The 15,399-nt window shown below is 41.0% G+C and carries 15 protein-coding genes and 2 pseudogenes; 1 reads left to right on the forward strand and 16 read right to left on the reverse strand.

The window, feature by feature from the left end:
* Positions 1–6: 6 nt before the first annotated feature.
* The 3 genes from GFC30_RS14620 to GFC30_RS16980 form a co-directional block, all read right to left on the reverse strand.
* Positions 7–1,122 (reverse strand): PqqD family peptide modification chaperone, encoded by a 1,116-nt coding sequence (locus tag GFC30_RS14620; RefSeq protein WP_066327528.1) that lies wholly within the window; start codon positions 1,120–1,122, stop codon positions 7–9.
* Positions 1,123–1,248: 126 nt separating this feature from the next.
* Entirely contained in the window at positions 1,249–1,422 is a 174-nt protein-coding gene (locus tag GFC30_RS16975) for a thiocillin family RiPP (protein WP_148660437.1), read from the reverse strand.
* Positions 1,423–1,446: 24 nt separating this feature from the next.
* Positions 1,447–1,629 (reverse strand): hypothetical protein, encoded by a 183-nt coding sequence (locus GFC30_RS16980; RefSeq protein ID WP_148660438.1) that lies wholly within the window; start codon positions 1,627–1,629, stop codon positions 1,447–1,449.
* A 441-nt stretch (positions 1,630–2,070) separates the two neighbouring features.
* Here GFC30_RS16980 and GFC30_RS14625 point away from each other — a divergent pair.
* Positions 2,071–3,300, forward strand: a pseudogene (locus GFC30_RS14625) (IS110 family RNA-guided transposase).
* Positions 3,301–3,725: 425 nt separating this feature from the next.
* Here the strand turns inward: GFC30_RS14625 and GFC30_RS14630 are convergent.
* The 13 genes and pseudogenes from GFC30_RS14630 to comX form a co-directional block, all read right to left on the reverse strand.
* Complete coding sequence (locus GFC30_RS14630; RefSeq protein WP_066327530.1) at positions 3,726–4,397, reverse strand: nitroreductase family protein; 672 nt, start codon at positions 4,395–4,397, stop codon at positions 3,726–3,728.
* Positions 4,390–6,093, reverse strand: a complete 1,704-nt coding sequence (locus GFC30_RS14635) for a SagB family peptide dehydrogenase (RefSeq protein ID WP_066327532.1) — start codon at positions 6,091–6,093, stop codon at positions 4,390–4,392. The genes GFC30_RS14630 and GFC30_RS14635 overlap by 8 nt, the downstream gene beginning before the upstream one ends.
* Positions 6,077–6,727, reverse strand: a complete 651-nt coding sequence (locus tag GFC30_RS14640) for a hypothetical protein (protein WP_066327534.1) — start codon at positions 6,725–6,727, stop codon at positions 6,077–6,079. The genes GFC30_RS14635 and GFC30_RS14640 overlap by 17 nt, the downstream gene beginning before the upstream one ends.
* 19 nt (positions 6,728–6,746) lie before the next feature.
* A complete protein-coding gene (locus tag GFC30_RS14645; protein WP_066327537.1) occupies positions 6,747–8,048 on the reverse strand; it encodes a YcaO-like family protein in 1,302 nt (433 codons plus the stop codon).
* 175 nt (positions 8,049–8,223) lie between these two features.
* Positions 8,224–8,466: a hypothetical protein gene (locus tag GFC30_RS17350; protein ID WP_179946302.1), complete on the reverse strand. Its 243-nt coding sequence runs from the start codon at positions 8,464–8,466 to the stop codon at positions 8,224–8,226.
* Positions 8,441–9,574, reverse strand: a pseudogene (locus tag GFC30_RS14650) (IS110 family RNA-guided transposase); the annotation flags it as partial. The gene GFC30_RS17350 and the pseudogene GFC30_RS14650, both read right to left, overlap by 26 nt.
* 246 nt (positions 9,575–9,820) lie before the next feature.
* On the reverse strand, positions 9,821–10,471 hold the full coding sequence (locus tag GFC30_RS14655) for a response regulator transcription factor (protein ID WP_066327539.1): 651 nt from the start codon (positions 10,469–10,471) through the stop codon (positions 9,821–9,823).
* A gap of 21 nt (positions 10,472–10,492) precedes the next feature.
* Positions 10,493–10,714, reverse strand: a complete 222-nt coding sequence (locus GFC30_RS14660; protein WP_066327541.1) for a sensor histidine kinase — start codon at positions 10,712–10,714, stop codon at positions 10,493–10,495.
* A gap of 37 nt (positions 10,715–10,751) precedes the next feature.
* Positions 10,752–12,302 (reverse strand): IS66 family transposase, encoded by a 1,551-nt coding sequence (gene tnpC, locus GFC30_RS14665; RefSeq protein ID WP_148660440.1) that lies wholly within the window; start codon positions 12,300–12,302, stop codon positions 10,752–10,754.
* A 113-nt stretch (positions 12,303–12,415) separates the two neighbouring features.
* Positions 12,416–12,772, reverse strand: coding sequence for an IS66 family insertion sequence element accessory protein TnpB (tnpB, locus tag GFC30_RS14670; protein ID WP_066322942.1), 357 nt, complete (start codon positions 12,770–12,772; stop codon positions 12,416–12,418).
* Entirely contained in the window at positions 12,766–13,044 is a 279-nt protein-coding gene (tnpA, locus tag GFC30_RS17835) for an IS66 family insertion sequence element accessory protein TnpA (RefSeq protein ID WP_238583557.1), read from the reverse strand. The genes tnpB and tnpA overlap by 7 nt, the downstream gene beginning before the upstream one ends.
* A 98-nt stretch (positions 13,045–13,142) precedes the next feature.
* Positions 13,143–15,224, reverse strand: coding sequence for a histidine kinase (locus GFC30_RS14680; protein WP_084256477.1), 2,082 nt, complete (start codon positions 15,222–15,224; stop codon positions 13,143–13,145).
* A gap of 6 nt (positions 15,225–15,230) precedes the next feature.
* Positions 15,231–15,386: a competence pheromone ComX gene (gene comX / locus GFC30_RS14685; RefSeq protein WP_066327499.1), complete on the reverse strand. Its 156-nt coding sequence runs from the start codon at positions 15,384–15,386 to the stop codon at positions 15,231–15,233.
* Positions 15,387–15,399: the final 13 nt, after the last annotated feature.

The raw sequence follows: 15,399 nt of genomic DNA on the forward strand, positions 1-15,399 counted from the left end.
CCTATTCTAGTCAAAAAAGATCTTGAAATAGTAGAAAATGAAAATAAATATCAAACTCGTAATATAAAACAATGAAAGAATGGCATATAACAAATAAAAGTTTTCCTTGATACCCGATATTCCCTTCAAATATGCAGGCTTTTCTTTATTCATCATGGTAAATTTCAAATATTCAAAACTATGATTTCTTAAATTCGTCACTTTAAACCAATTTGCTAATGCCTTGTACAAATCACTTGGTAGCAATAAATTACAGTTAAAACAAAAGATCATGAACTGAATAAATAAAAGATGGACTGCAATTGTATTGGCGAATCCATTCGAATAAAGTACGAACAGCGAAGAAATAAATCCCATAGTTAGGTCATAAATAGGACCAGTAATGGCAATGAAGGCCCTCTTCTTGCTCTTTAGCTGGTAAGTATCTGTTAAATCGACATAAGCCACCGGAATGACGAAATACAATAATCCAAAGCCAATTTCTCTTACGTTTCCTCCTAATTTTTTAGCAACCAGAGCATGGCTAAACTCGTGTCCTATCAAGTGTAAGTTAATCCATGGGATCAGATACAAAAGTTCGATGCCACTTATTGGGGCAACGTAACTCGATCTAAGTACGGTAATAATTGAAACGATAGATATTAGGCACATTAAAATAACAAAAACAATAGTAGCTTTTACACCCATTGTCGGTATTATTAATGACAGCTTGAAAAGATATTGATCAAAATTATTCACTTTGATTAGTTTAATCAATACTTTGCTTGATCTTCTAGATTGAACTGATTTGCTTATGTCAAAGCTTTTTTCGCTTGTATAAATGATCCCCTCTTTGATCATTTGTTTTATAAAAATATTCACACTATCTGCAATTTCATCCATTTCGACATCGAATCGATTGCTGATCTCCATAATCAATTGATCTCCAGTAAATTGTTGCATTTGCAGTTGTGATATGAGTTCTTTCGCAACTTTTCCTATTTTGTAGTACTTGCTCGTTTGTTCATGAAAAAGCAGCGTCTCATTATCCACTTCAAACATTCTTACATTTTTGGAAAGAAAAAGCTGGTTAGATAATGAGAAATTGCTATTCAGTTCTTTAATCTTAGGTGAAACATCCATATATCACCGATTCCCCCCATACGGAATTTGATAATCACAAAACATAAATGAAATATTTAATCAAGACCAAAGGAATTGTAGTACTCAATTCCTCAGTCTTGATTGGCAGTAACCAGCGATTACTTATTATCCCGCAGTAGAAAGTGTGCTAGTGGAACTAAAAGATGAGCCGCAACTCCCTGCGCATGCAATCGAAGCCCCACAGAAGAACGATGCCACTGTTGCAGCAGCTGCTGTAAAATTAAGCTGTTCTGGCATTTCCTCCGCATACAACTCTAAATGATCTAAATTTTCATGCATAAATTCGTCACCTCACAAATCTTTTTAACAACCGCAAGATGCAGTTGAAGAACAAGATGCTGTTGCCGCACAAGAGCCAAATGTAGATGCAGAGGTAAAGCATGCAATGGAACCCCAGCAGCAAGATGCCATAAAGTTATGCTGCTCAGGTAATTCTTCTGCAAATAATTCGAGTTCTACAAATGAAACATTGTTACTCTGCTTCATACCGCTCCCTCCTCGTATAGTATGTTTAGAAAGATTTTTAAATCGAATTTCCAGTTCGATATGCTCCTTGACAATCGCATATTCTTGGGTGACTTGCCCACGGGGGAGGGGCGCCCCTCCCCCGTGGGTCGCAAACATATTTCACAAACATCGGGGTTGGACTTTTCGCGATGTTCCTAGATAATGATCTTGAGGATCATCGGGGACACTCTTCTTCCTCCTGTAGCCTTGACTACTCGTGAAGTCTGTCTCCCCGGCTCCTGTTCGGACGTCTAACCCCGAGGCTCGACGTTGGTTTCCCATGCTGGAAGGAACAGCTTCCAAGCAGCCCATGGCCCAACGTGAGTTCTCATACGCGAGGGTGACTGGTCAACAGGCGCGATCCGAGGGCATCCCGAAGAGTCCCAACCCCACGATCCTACAACGATTGGAGGTGATCTCATGAAACTCTACATCGGGATTGACGTGAGCTCAACGGACTTATACACCTGTATCATGGATCAAGAAGGAAACACTTGCGCCCAGTTCAAGGTGGACAACCATCTTCTAGGCGCGACCTTCCTTCGCGATCAAATCCTCCTGTGGGCCAACAAACGCCAACCATCCGAAATTCTCATCGGGATGGAAGCCACTTCGGTTTACAGCTGGCATCCAGCGATGTTTTTCCATCAACAGGAGGAGCTAAAGTCTTGGCATGTCAAGGTGTTTACCATCAATCCCAAGCTCATTCGCAAGTTTAAAGAAGCTTACACCGACTTGGATAAAACGGACGGCATCGATGCGTGGATCATCGCTGATCGCCTTCGCTTCGGCCGCTTGAAAGTCACCGCTGTCATGCACGAACAGTTTATTGCGCTTCAGCGACTCACACGCATGCGCTATCATCTCGTCCATCAGCTCACTCGAGAGAAGCAATACTTCCTCCAGCACTTGTTTTACAAGTGCAGCTCGTTTACTCAAGAGGTGGACAGCTCCGTGTTCGGACATGCCATCTTAGAGCTTCTTCTCGAGTCGTTTAGCTTAGACGACATCTCTCAGATGGACGTGCAGCAGCTTGCCGACTTCTTGCGCCAAAAAGGACGCAATCGCTTTGCCGATCCGGAATGCATCGCCAAGTCCATTCAAAAGGCGGCTCGTTCATCGTATCGTCTTTCCAAATGCGTCGAGGACTCCATCGATTTGCTTTTAGGGCTATCGATTCAATCCATTCGTAGCCTTCAAGCGCAAATCAAAGAGCTGGACAAAGCGATTACTCGCCATTTGGAAGGCATCCCGAATACGCTACAAACGATTCCTGGCATCGGACCTGTTTACGCTGCCGGTATCCTAGCCGAAATTGGACAAATCGAACGCTTTGGTAACCAAGCCGCTTTAGCGAAGTATGCTGGTTTGACTTGATCGAAACACCAGTCTGGTCGCTTTCAAGCCGAGGACACGTCCCTCATTCGTTCCGGCAATCGCTATCTCCGTTACTACCTAGTGGAGGCTGCCAACTCGGTACAACGGCATGATGCGACGTTTCGCGCGTACTATCGGAAGAAGTACGAGGAAGTGCCAAAGCATCAACATAAACGAGCCCTCGTCCTTACCGCTAGAAAACTCGTGCGTGTGATCGGTGCGCTGCTACGCAACGGTCAAATCTACACGCCAAGAAAGGGGGAAGATCGATAGGGGTATCGATCTAACTGATTTTGTATCAAAACCCAGTTAATGACATAAGACAAGACTGGGCTTCTTTAGTATTGCCTTTTTTCGGGTCATCGGACAAATGAATTTCCAATTTCGATGATTTTTCACCTTGACATATTACCGCAGGACTTTTTTCACATTTCTCTTACCAACTAACAGAACTCATAGAAGTATATGTGCTAGCCGTCGAAGTTGGGCAAGAAGCGCTCAATACTGAGCTTTCGGTGCTTAAAGTAGACGTACCAGCTGCAGTGTATTGTGTGATATCTGGCAATTCTTCAGCATAGAGCTCTAACATTATATCTTGCATATTCTCACCTCCTTCCATATATCTCATTTACTTTCTCCTGATTGATCAGGTATTTTCTAAATTTCATTAACGTCTTTCAAATAATAATAAGAGAGAATCAATTTCCAAACGCATAAGCAAACATTTGGCACTTGCGATATCCATCTACTGTACAAAATTTTCTAAACATTTTAGGGAGAACTCCTGCAAATACTGTTCCTTGATAACCCAAAGATATAGATTGTAACCATGAGTAATGGGCAACAGCACCTGAACGTATTAACAAATTTTTGTATCCAGCTGTCCCTATTTTTTCAACAGCCTTAGCTAATTCCCCAACAAATAATAAAACCACTGGTGCATCTGCAAACTCTTGTTGTAGAAAAAACATTTCTTTTGATACATTTTCTGGTAAATACCCTTCAGCAGAAAGATCGTTAGTATTAGGACAGTATCTGTAAATCGTTCTCGCATTGATTGACGCATGATTGACTCGCTCACATATAACATACTGTTGTACCAATCCGTCATCATCCCAATTGTGGATATAATATTGGTGATTTTTTAGTAGGATCGTCTTCAAATCTCCTATATCGACCTTACTATTCGGATCAAAAAATCGGTACGATGTCCTTTCAAAAAATACTTGTTCCATACTTTTATCTCTATTCAATAATCGGATATCACATCTTTTTAACAAAGGGCTTTCAGTAACGATATGTTTTTTAAACTCCTTACCATCCTCTAACAATTTCTTTACAATTTCATTTCTTTGGATTACCTTAATCATTTCTCTCACCCCGCTTATGCAATGTCGCAATCAAAGTCACCGGTTCATTCAAGTGATCCAATCGCAATAAATGTTCTATTTCTTCATTATTCCAGGACTCGCATAGTTGAAGTTCTAGTCCTAGCAATTGTGCAACCACTTGCGACTGTGCATAAGCAACCCCTGCATCTAAATGTACAATTTTATAGGCAAACTCTTTATATTTTTTGTACACTCGATCATAAGAACCGGAAAAAATTAAATATCCCAATAAATTCAACCCAGAAAGTCTTGAATCAATTGTTATTTTTTGTAGAAACTGTTCTTCTAAACTATCATTCAGCTGTGCTAAAGTATGTGTGGAAGTTTCATAGAAATATATCCCTTTTTGCAACTCTTTGATACCTTTATTCACAAAGTAAACACCTACCGAACCAAGGTTGCCACCTGTGGGCGCCCAGCGGTACACTCGTGGATCATTATTCCCTATATTTTTCTTTAGTCCCGCCGTCAATAACATAAGTTTTGTTAAAAGCTGCAAATCGCTAAAGTCCCTCGGATTGTAGTTCAACTCTGGCAAACTATCTCCATGTGGCAAATTTATATGTGGGCAGCTTGGGTATACAAGAGAAGGCTTAGTCAGTGCTATGTTGCCCTGTTTGTAGTGGTTCTGGTGATCCTTCGGATTAATCAGATGCCTAGATGGGAACGCGACATAACCCTCATACTGACTAACCAGATTGATTGTTGGTTTCATTCCCTTTATTGGATCACACTGTTCGCAAAAAAGTATCCTCGAAACATTGATCGGTGCATATTCAAATGTTTCTAGATTAACTTTCTTCAAATTGTGAATGAGGTGACTGGAAGCAATTCTTGATAACAAATGAACAACCTCTATGCCTGCATAGTCTAATCCTATTCTTCTGAGAAGTGTATCGGTCATTTCGGTATTTGTTCCAATTGGAATTTCATCAATGCTGTTGATTTGTTTTAAATAGCATTCAAAGCAAAGTGTTTCATTGCGTTCAAAGTAGGGACCAATATATATTTTGTTATGGCTAAAGGTAATAAGGATCCATGGGATGTTGTATTCATAGCATTTCCAAGCAAATGGTTTAATTTCTTCTAAATTGTTTATACTCTCACAAATCGCTATTGCAAATAATTTGTTGTCTTCAGTAAAAGGGGTTAAATGATCAACAATACAGATATCATATTGCCTCAGCCCATTTGATAAATACTCGACATCATCTGGTTCTCCATGAATAAACACGGAATAGGCATGTAGCCTTTCAATCGCTTCTATCGGGTGCACATTCACCCTTGTAACATCAATATGGCGCTCAATAAACTTGTAATATGGAGTCTCTTCTAGATAGTGCGAAGACGTCCCCTCTTGTAAAAGTCCTCTAGAATATAACAAAGCGAGGGCATTATAAATAAACTGATATGGATATATATTCAATGTTTCTGCGATTTCTTGAATTGTCCGTGTACCATCAGCAAGTGAGATTAAATCGTACAAAAAATTTTCAACCGCACTGCCACGTAGTAGTTGTTTTTCTGGAGCACCATCAAAAATTAAACCATCATCGCCGTAATTGATTAGACGAATATGTTTCGAAATTTTGGGCCGGACAGGCATTCTGAATTGGGGATCATACGATACCACTATTCCCATTTCTTTTGCGTGGATTTTACTTAATACTTTCACAGTATTCCTCCCCTTCTTGGTATGAACCTATCAACCGATTCAATAGGGCAAAATAACTTCTTGTTTTTTCATCTTTTTTGGAGCCACATCTTTTGCACCCATGAATTCCTATCACTTTAGAAGTAACGCTTTCCCTACTAACCAGATTCATCCTCCACAATTTGCCCTGAAAATGGTTAAAACTATTTTTTACTGAATAAATAAGCCAATTTGATACAATTGCAGCATCTAGCGGATGATAGCCTTTAGGCCCCTTTCCAATGCACTCTCTATAGTGCTTCTCTAAAGCCCTTGTGACATGAGGAGCTGGATTATGTTGCATGAATCTTCCATAATAGCAATGATAACAAGCTCCTTGACTGTATTGGACAAATGGACCAACTGTTAAATATGGATGATCCATAACAATGGGCAGAAAATATTTTTTATAATTGCGACTAATGTTGTCGATATATTTACATAGATCCACACACAAATGTTCCGATATTACCATATATAGGTCAGCATCATGGCGAACAGGTAGTTTTTCCAAACTATTGTTTTCGACTTTTACCCGATCTGGTTCCAATTCTTTACTTATCATATCCCCAATTCGATTTGCAAACTCACCAATTTCAAATAATTGGATTTTCATTAATCAGTCCTCCTTGGTTCTATGCAAACGGTTGTGGAAAAGGATTAATCTGTTCCTCCGTGCGAACACCATACCCCATATTCACAGGCGCCTGGTAAAGTCTCTTAGTACCCAAGTAGCGCGCTCGATAAGTAAACGAAAGAGGTTGTAGTGTCGGAATAATCACTCTGACTGCATAAAATCCGCAACGTTCGGCCTCATCTGTAGTCAAATCCACAACGATCACTTCATGTTTCTTTTCTTTTAGTCTTCCAATCAAAAAATTTAAATCTTGTTTCGGATCATTCGTAGAGTAGTTAGGAAATTCGGAAAATGGATATCGGCCCTGGGAATATTTCAAGAAATCAAATTCTTTGATCATTGAGCTTGATCCCATATATAAGGCTCCCTCAAAAACGTCTCTGAACGTATTGATATCAGTGGCTTTAACTTTCTTATGCTGGAGAGCTATTCTTACAGATGCTGCCTCTCTTGTAACTTTAGTCAAAGCCACCAAAGGGTCTAATTCAGTGGAACACATAACAACCGTTGATAGCTTTGGATTATGTGGAGAAAATTGAACACTGTAAACCGTCGGTATTCCTAGATCTGTCGTCGCGTTATAATAATAAGTTTCAAAGTAGGAATATTCACTGTTTTTAGCTAAATAAGACTCCGCCCAAGTCGGAAGTGAAATATCAATTTCAATTTTATTTAAAGGGAGCCTGTGCAACCAAGTTAAAGAAATAGCATCTCTTTCGATAACTTCATTAATAGCGTTAATGAGTGCAACTTCGTAGCTTGTATGGATCGCACAACCGGTAGAAATAGGGATCCAAAACCTTTCTCCCTCGCTTTTGTATGGGATATACAAGTAAACCATAATTGCCGGAACCCATACCAACTTTTTAGTTGTTAATGAGACACCTCGAACCCATCTGATTTTTTCTTTTTTATTAGGTTTTAATATCGGACACATCGGATGTTTTAGCTCATTTTCCGAACAAACCGGTATTTGCTCCAGATCAAGAGCGTCTTCTCCAAGTTCTTCCGCAGTGGCCCATATAAACTGTTCCTCACTAAATACGCATGAACAATAGCGCTCCAACGTTTCAGCCAACGATTTGAATTTCGCCATATCATAGTTTATATCTCCGCCCGCGCCAGTAAGCTCCATTTGACTACCGTTGTTATTGTATCGTAAGTTCTCGAGCTCACTAAGATCGCCCAAGCTGGAACCGCAAATGTAATATTTCGGTTCGCCATGCGCAACAGGCAGTAATTGTGGATAAGTCATTAAACCACCAACAGGTTGGCACAAATCATAAATACCTGTGTTCATCTGAACCCCTCTCATCATTTTTAGAATAACAGTTGGTCAACTTCCCCAACACTATATCAAAATTAACTATATAAGTTGCAATAAAGAATTTCCGATTTTTCGTTTCCGCTTTCATCTCAATACGAGCTGATATGGTATAACGTGGCAGGTAATCGGCTGGATGTAAAACAAAATTTCAACTTATATAGAAAAAAACATCCGTATTTTCCGCAAAATTAATTGATATTAGCTCATCAATTTTTAATTCTTTCATGACCATCCCTCCCTCTAGAAATGTTGATATATCAAGGTTTCTTGGCATCTTAGGGGTGCCAAAAAATATTTTTCGACAAAACTCATCACATACTTTTTCATTTTTGTTGATATCTAACAGTCCATGGGTGTGCTTTGCGGTCACTGGGTATTTTGTATTTTTCACTCCAGTTCCGGAACGCCTCATTATGGCGAATGAGTGGCATCATCACCCGAAAGAGAAGGGCGCGTAGCCGTTTTCGTCCTCGCTTCGAGATTCGTTTTTGTCCCTTGTGTTGTCCAGACAAGTTTTCCTTCAATGTCAAGCCCGCTAATTTAATCAGCTGGCGCGGATCTTGGTACTGTTGAAAACTCCCGATTTCCGACAATCATTCCACGATCGTCGTATCGCCTAACCCTGGGATGGTTTGAAGCCATTCGTACTCCACCGTCGTTTGTGCAAGGGCAACTAACTCTTCCGTCAACGTTGCGATCTCTTGTTCCAATTGGCGATATCGGCGAACCAACGTGGCAATTTGGATACGGGCCATCCGTTGTCCTTCCGTGATGCCAATCGAATCGCGAGAGACCTCCATCAGCTTTTAAATTTTCGGTTTTTGCGGACATTTCAGTCCTTCGCTTTGACGGTATCGCTCCATGATCCCTTCGACCGTCTGATCGACGATGTCCATAGGAAATGGCGTGTTTTCTAAGACTGCCAATACGAGGTTTCCGAACGACGGAAATACCTGCACAAACTCAGGAAAGTACTGAGCGAGCCAACGAATCATTTGATTGTGGACGGCATTCCGTTCCTTAACCAGCGATTCTCGAAACGTGCTTCCTGCCCGTAATTCTGCCTCCACCTCGAGAATGCGTGGATAGCTAAAGCGCCCGTCTTTGACCAGTCTTGCGATGACGAGGGCGTCTTTGGCGTCGTGCTTCGTCGGTAAGTTGTCGCCCAGTTCTTTCGACCGTTTGACGTGCATCGGGTTGACCATGACCAACGGGATCCCTTTTTCCTCGAGAAAATGGGCAAGGTTCAACCAGTAATGTCCGGTCGGTTCGATTCCGACGATCACTTCCGTTTTGCCAAATTCCCTCATCGCCTCTTGGATCAACGCATAGAACTGTTCAAATCCGAATCTCGACTGGAACACCGGAAACAACTTTTTCAGTACCCGACCTCGTGCGTCCACGATCGCTGCGTAATGTTTTTGCTTGGCAATATCCATTCCAATCACTAATGTTTGATCGGTGACTTGTTCAATTTTGCGATTTTGTGTACAATTCATAGTAAGTCCTCCTTGGTTGGATGATAGGTGTTTGTTGGTACCCCTGCATCATACCAAGAGGGCTTTTTTCTTTCAAGTCCCCCAAAACCTTTCTAACAGGAATGCTCCTTTCATCTCCATTATATCCCTTCTCTCTTTCTTTTTCACCGCCAACATGGTGTCGAACCCCGCCATTTTTTTGTCGGATACCGACACGAAATGGCGGACTTCAAAAAGAAAATGCCCTCACCGATCCGGTGAAGGCGTTCACAACATATGATGCTCTGGAATGAGCCCTAATTGCTTTGCTTTTTCCACCGCTTCTATTCGAGAAGATACGTGCAACTTCGTGAAGATGCGTGATAAGCGTCTTTCCACTGTCCGTTGGCTCGTGTGATGTTTTTTGGCAATGTCTTTATTACATAAGCCGTTAGCGACTTCCATTAGTAGTTCTTGCTCGAGATGGCTCAGCACAGCTGGTTGTTCGTTTTCCTCCATCTTTTCCTTTCCTTCACAACGATGCAGCTGACGCAGGAAATGCACAGGAATGACCGCCTCATCTCTTAGTGCACAGCGAATTGCTGTCACTAATTGCTCGCTTGATGCGGTTTTACTGACAAAGCCTGTAATGCCTGATTCAATGAAATAATTTAAAAAAGGAACAATATCATATCCGGTATAGATGACAATTTTCGCATTTGGCTGTTTTTGGAGAATTCGTTTACTCAATTCGATACCGCTCACATCCGACATACACCAGTCAAGTAAAAATACATCATACGTACGTTGCTCGATCATTTGTTCTGCTTCTTTGGCTGATGTAACAAAATCTACTTGAAAATCTTGTTCACACTCGAGCATACGTTTTGTTCCTTCGCAAACAAGACGATGATCGTCGACAATTAAAATACGAGCCATGCTTTTCTCCTTTCCATACGTTTATAATGGAATGGTGATCCTTATCTCTAATCCAGATCCATGCGATGACGTGATTTTGCATGTTCCACCTAATCCTTGCACACGCTCTTTTATTCCAAATAATCCTAAATTACCATTATGATGATTTAATTTTTCCATCTCTATTCCTATCCCATCGTCAACATAACGGAGTTGAACAGCCTCATCTTGCGTATCCAATACGAGTTGAATCGTAAACGTCAAATAGCCCCCACCTTTTTGAAGGCCGGGGCTTGAGGTATTATTTAGTTAGCTGCTGAAAAGCAATACATGAAACAGGGAGTGTGGTTGACCAAGGAAGCATTTGATCCAATGCGTTCTTGTCTGACAAATCCATATTGGGAAGCTTCTCAAAAAGATAGCGAAGGTAATAATATGGATGTAATTGATTCGCTTTCGCTGTCTCCACTATGCTGTAGATGATGGCACTTGCCCGTGCACCTTGTGGTGTATTAGCGAAAAGCCAATTTTTCCTTCCGATGACCACCGATTTGATCGAGCGTTCGCTGCGATTATTATCGATCTCCAGTCGCCCATCCTCTAAAAAGGCCACTAATTTATCCCATTGGTTCAGACAATACGCAATGGCTTTTCCTAATGCGCTCTTTGGCAACACGTGCTGTTTTTGCTTTTGCAGCCATGACAAAAAAGCGTCTAAGATAGGCTTGCTTTGCTTTAGACGTTCTTCATACCGATCTTTAGGATCTAATTTTTTTAATTTACGTTCCACCGCAAACAGCTGATTACAGAAATTCAGACCTTCCGTTGCGGTCACTGGTGCCACGCTATTGGCAGGCATGGATTTTAGGGCGTCTGTAAATCCTCTACGCGCATGAGCCCAACAACCAACCAAGGTTACGTTTGGCACTTGATGGTATCCTGCGTATCCATCCACCTGCAAATAGCCTTGAAAACCGTTCAGGAAATTCTTTGGGTTTTCCCCTGCTCTCGTTTCCTGATAATCATAAAGGATGATAGGCGGCCCTTCTATTCCTGTCTGATACTGCCATAAATAGGAGGTAGAAGTAGCCGGTCTTCCAGGTTCCTGAAGAACCTGAAGGGTGGTTTCATCGGCATGAATAATATCCAGCTCCAGAAGATGTTCGTGCATCCGATGATACAGCACACTCAGCCATCGTTCCGCTCCTTTTACCATCCAATTGGCAAAGGTTTGTCGAGAAAGAGGCATGCCCATTCGTTGAAACTGTTTTTCTTGGCGATATAACGGGAGTCCCTCTACATATTTTTGCGTCATAATATGTGCCAAAATAGAAGGAGAGGCAAGACTGCCCGGAATGACGGATTTCGGTCTAGGCGCTGTTTGAATAGGTGTTTCGATCTCATGGTGCTCACAATGGCGACAAGAATAGACATATTGCACGTGTTTCACTACTTTTAATTCCGCAGGAATATAGACAAGTTCTTGGCGTACTTCCGTACTCATTTCATGTAGCGTTCCACCGCAACACGAACAGACCTGCTCTTCATCGGATAAACGGTATTCGACCGTTTCGACCGGCAGGTTTTCCAGCATCGCTTCGCGGTGACCGCGTGTTTTCCGACGGCGCTGATAACGAATGGACTCCAACGTAGGTTCCGGCAACTCAAGGTTCGATTCGTTTTCTACCTCGTTGAATAGTTCCAATTGACCAGGATGGATTTTTTCACTTGAAACGCCAAAGCGTTTGTGCTGCAGAAGGCGAAGCTGTTCTTCATACCATTTTACTTTCGCTTCCAACTCCTGTTGCTTTTTTAGTTTCGCCTGTAATTCTGCATTTTGCTTTTCTAGCATTTCCAAGCGTTGGAGGAGATCTTCCGTTGTAAGATTGGAATGAGGGAATTTCGCTGTTTTTTTCATACTCTCATTATACAATAAAACAGCGGAATTCCCTGAATTTTTATTATTTAAATAACTTTCTTTGCGGTTACTGCCGAATGGGCTTGTTTCTGGTTCAATGATAGTCCATCGAGCAGCCAGCGTAATTGGCGTGGACTAATTTGTAAAGGTTCCGAGCTGTGCTCCGAAGGCCAATCAAACGTTCCACGTTCCAGTCGGCGATAATATAGCCAAAATCCGTTATGATCCCAATGAAGAATTTTCAATTTATCCCGTCCACGATTGCAGAACACAAAAAGGGTAGAAGAAAAGGGATCAAGCTGGAATGCTTCTTGGACGATGGCTGCCAACCCGTCGATGGATTTTCGCAAATCTGTACTCCCTCGGGCGAGGTACACATGGGTCACCGTGGCCGCATTTAACATAACGTTTTCAACACCTTCACCACATCGGCAAAAAGCGAAGGGTTAAACCCTTGCTTCACCTCGATCGAACATTCGCCGATTTTTACTTGGATGGAATCCTCTTCATGGATCGATGGATCTGCCATCACAACGGATGCCCATTTTGTAGAGGGATTTGGTGTAGCGTTGGAACCTTCGAGCCGTTTGAGCCAGTACTTCAGCTGGTGAACCTTTAACCTATTCCTTTCACACCATTTTGCTTGGGTGAGACCACTCGCCCTGTAATCAGCAATACGCTGTTCCCATTCACGTCTTCATTCGTTTTTGTCCATACCAAAACTCCTTTAATTAAGATTTCTAAAGAAATTATGGCACGGATGTAGGGGCAAAACTAGGTGGGAAGAGTTTGACGCTTACGTTGAATCGTTGACGCTTGTGAATGTTTTACGGCGTTGTTTAACAATTCTTGTATGATCCGATACATCGCTAGTTCCTGTTCTTCTCCTAATTTGACTTGTATGTGAACATTCCATTCCACTTTTATATTCGTACGTAAATGGAATCGGTCAATAAGCTGTGTGATTGCTTGTTTTAATCCCATCTGACTCAAAAACGGCGGTCTTAATTCATGGCATATTTCTCTTGTTACATCAATGACATTGAGGATCTCCTCGTCGATATCGTTTAGCTGTTTTTGTATATCTTCCACGTACAGAGGTTGAACAAGCAAGTTTTCCACTTTTCTTCTTAACAAAATTAAATCTTGAAGCAATATATCGTGCAAATCGATTGCAAGTTTTTTTCTTTCCCTTTCTGACCATTGGAACATCAATCGAGTAAACGAAATCGAATGTTCTTTCTCTTTTAATCGATCTAACTCTTTCAATAGATCCTCCACTTTTAACATGTTTTCCATCGTCATGCTCGTATAATAAACAATGGCAGATAGCCAGTCTTTTTGCTCGGTATGGAAATAAATAGGTTGTTTCTTTTTCCCTACTAGCCATAAAGTTGTTTGACGAAATGAGCCGATAAACAAGACAAATAAGGAGCGATGTTCCATTACGCGACCGATCGAAAGTGGGGCACCATTTATTTTTTTGACGATATTCGCCCAATGTGCTTGATTGTACTCGAAAGAAAGCGGTTCGTTTATGGACTGCATCACCTCTATTTTTTCTACGTCCAAAATTTCGTGCAATTCCTTTTCCAAACAATACATGGCTCCCTCTACTGTACGCTGTTTTTTAAGCTGTTCACTTATACGATATAAGCTCTCTTGATAAAAATATTTTTGCATCCGTAGTTTTGCCCGCCACTTGCGGTCTAACCATTCTTTTATGTAAAAAGTAGCAAGAACGATGATGTAAACGACAGAAAATAAAACAACAAGTTCAGCCCATTTGCTAGAGCGATGGATCCATTGATTGTACACAATCATCATAAAGAAAGATAGAAGTAATGCAAACAGTCCAAAATATTTCAACCGTTCGATCGAAAATTGCAGTTGAAACAGTTGATCTGTTGCCATTAAATAAAAGAAAACGATTGGTAAGGCGAAAAGAAAACTAACCGTTAATTCCGCTGGCAGCACCCATTTTCCAATGATGAGAACCGGGAGACTATAAAATAAAACAAATGGTGCGGCAGATAGCCCAATGGCTAAAAGCAAACCTTTGACCGTATTTTGCTGTTCATCTTTTTTAAGATAAACTAATCCTTTTCCTAACAAAGCCAGAATGATGACCATGTTGATAAAAAATGTAGCCAATAGCACTTCCGCTTCACTTATCGAACGAAACGATAAAGATATGAGTGAGGCAACGAACATCACAAAGTTAAAACCATAAAGAGAAAAGACGATTTTTTTCGCAAACCATACTTTCTTTTCGTTTTCAAAATAGTTGTAAACAAAATGCAAAAAGAGCGGGGGCAGCATGAAAAATACACCGCTGAATATTTGCCTTCCAAAAAGCGACTGCTTCGCCGATAAGCTGGCACTGATATAACAAAGCCCTGCCGATAACAACAAGTAAATCAGCACGGTCGCCGAGTTATTATCTGGCCGCAAACGAAGCAAAAATATGCTTAAACGAACAGCGAATAGAAAAAAACACGTCGGCAAAATAATATAATACAACCACTGTTCCGTTCCATGCGCTTGATAGTCAATCGCCAAGGTTTGGATTTGATTCCCTCTTTGAATAGTGACTGCTTTTGCTTGTTCAATCGTTTTGTATTTCTGAACTGTAAAATGGGAGAGCGGAAACTTTCCATCTACTTTTAACACTTGATCATGAATATGAATCCCATGTTTTTTTGCCCAGCCAAACTCGTAAAGGTCGTTAACAATAATATCACCATTCTTGTTTTCTACTACACCTATGCCGATCAATGGATGCTTCACATTTAAAATGGTTAAATATAGCGCTAAAATCGAAGCAACAATCATGGCAATAACTGTTCGATTCATCGTGATCTACATCCAATATCCAAGTGATCTAGTCGATTCGCTAAACGCCTTTATCACCGCTTTTACCTCTAACTCACTTAAACCAATTAAGCTCACTGTACCATTTTGTAATTTTTTGATGACTTCCGGATGTTCGACTAAAAAGCGAATGATTTGTTGCATCACAATCTCCCTC

The organism is Anoxybacillus amylolyticus (assembly GCF_001634285.1).
GTDB classification, from domain to species: Bacteria; Bacillota; Bacilli; order Bacillales; family Anoxybacillaceae; genus Anoxybacteroides; species Anoxybacteroides amylolyticum.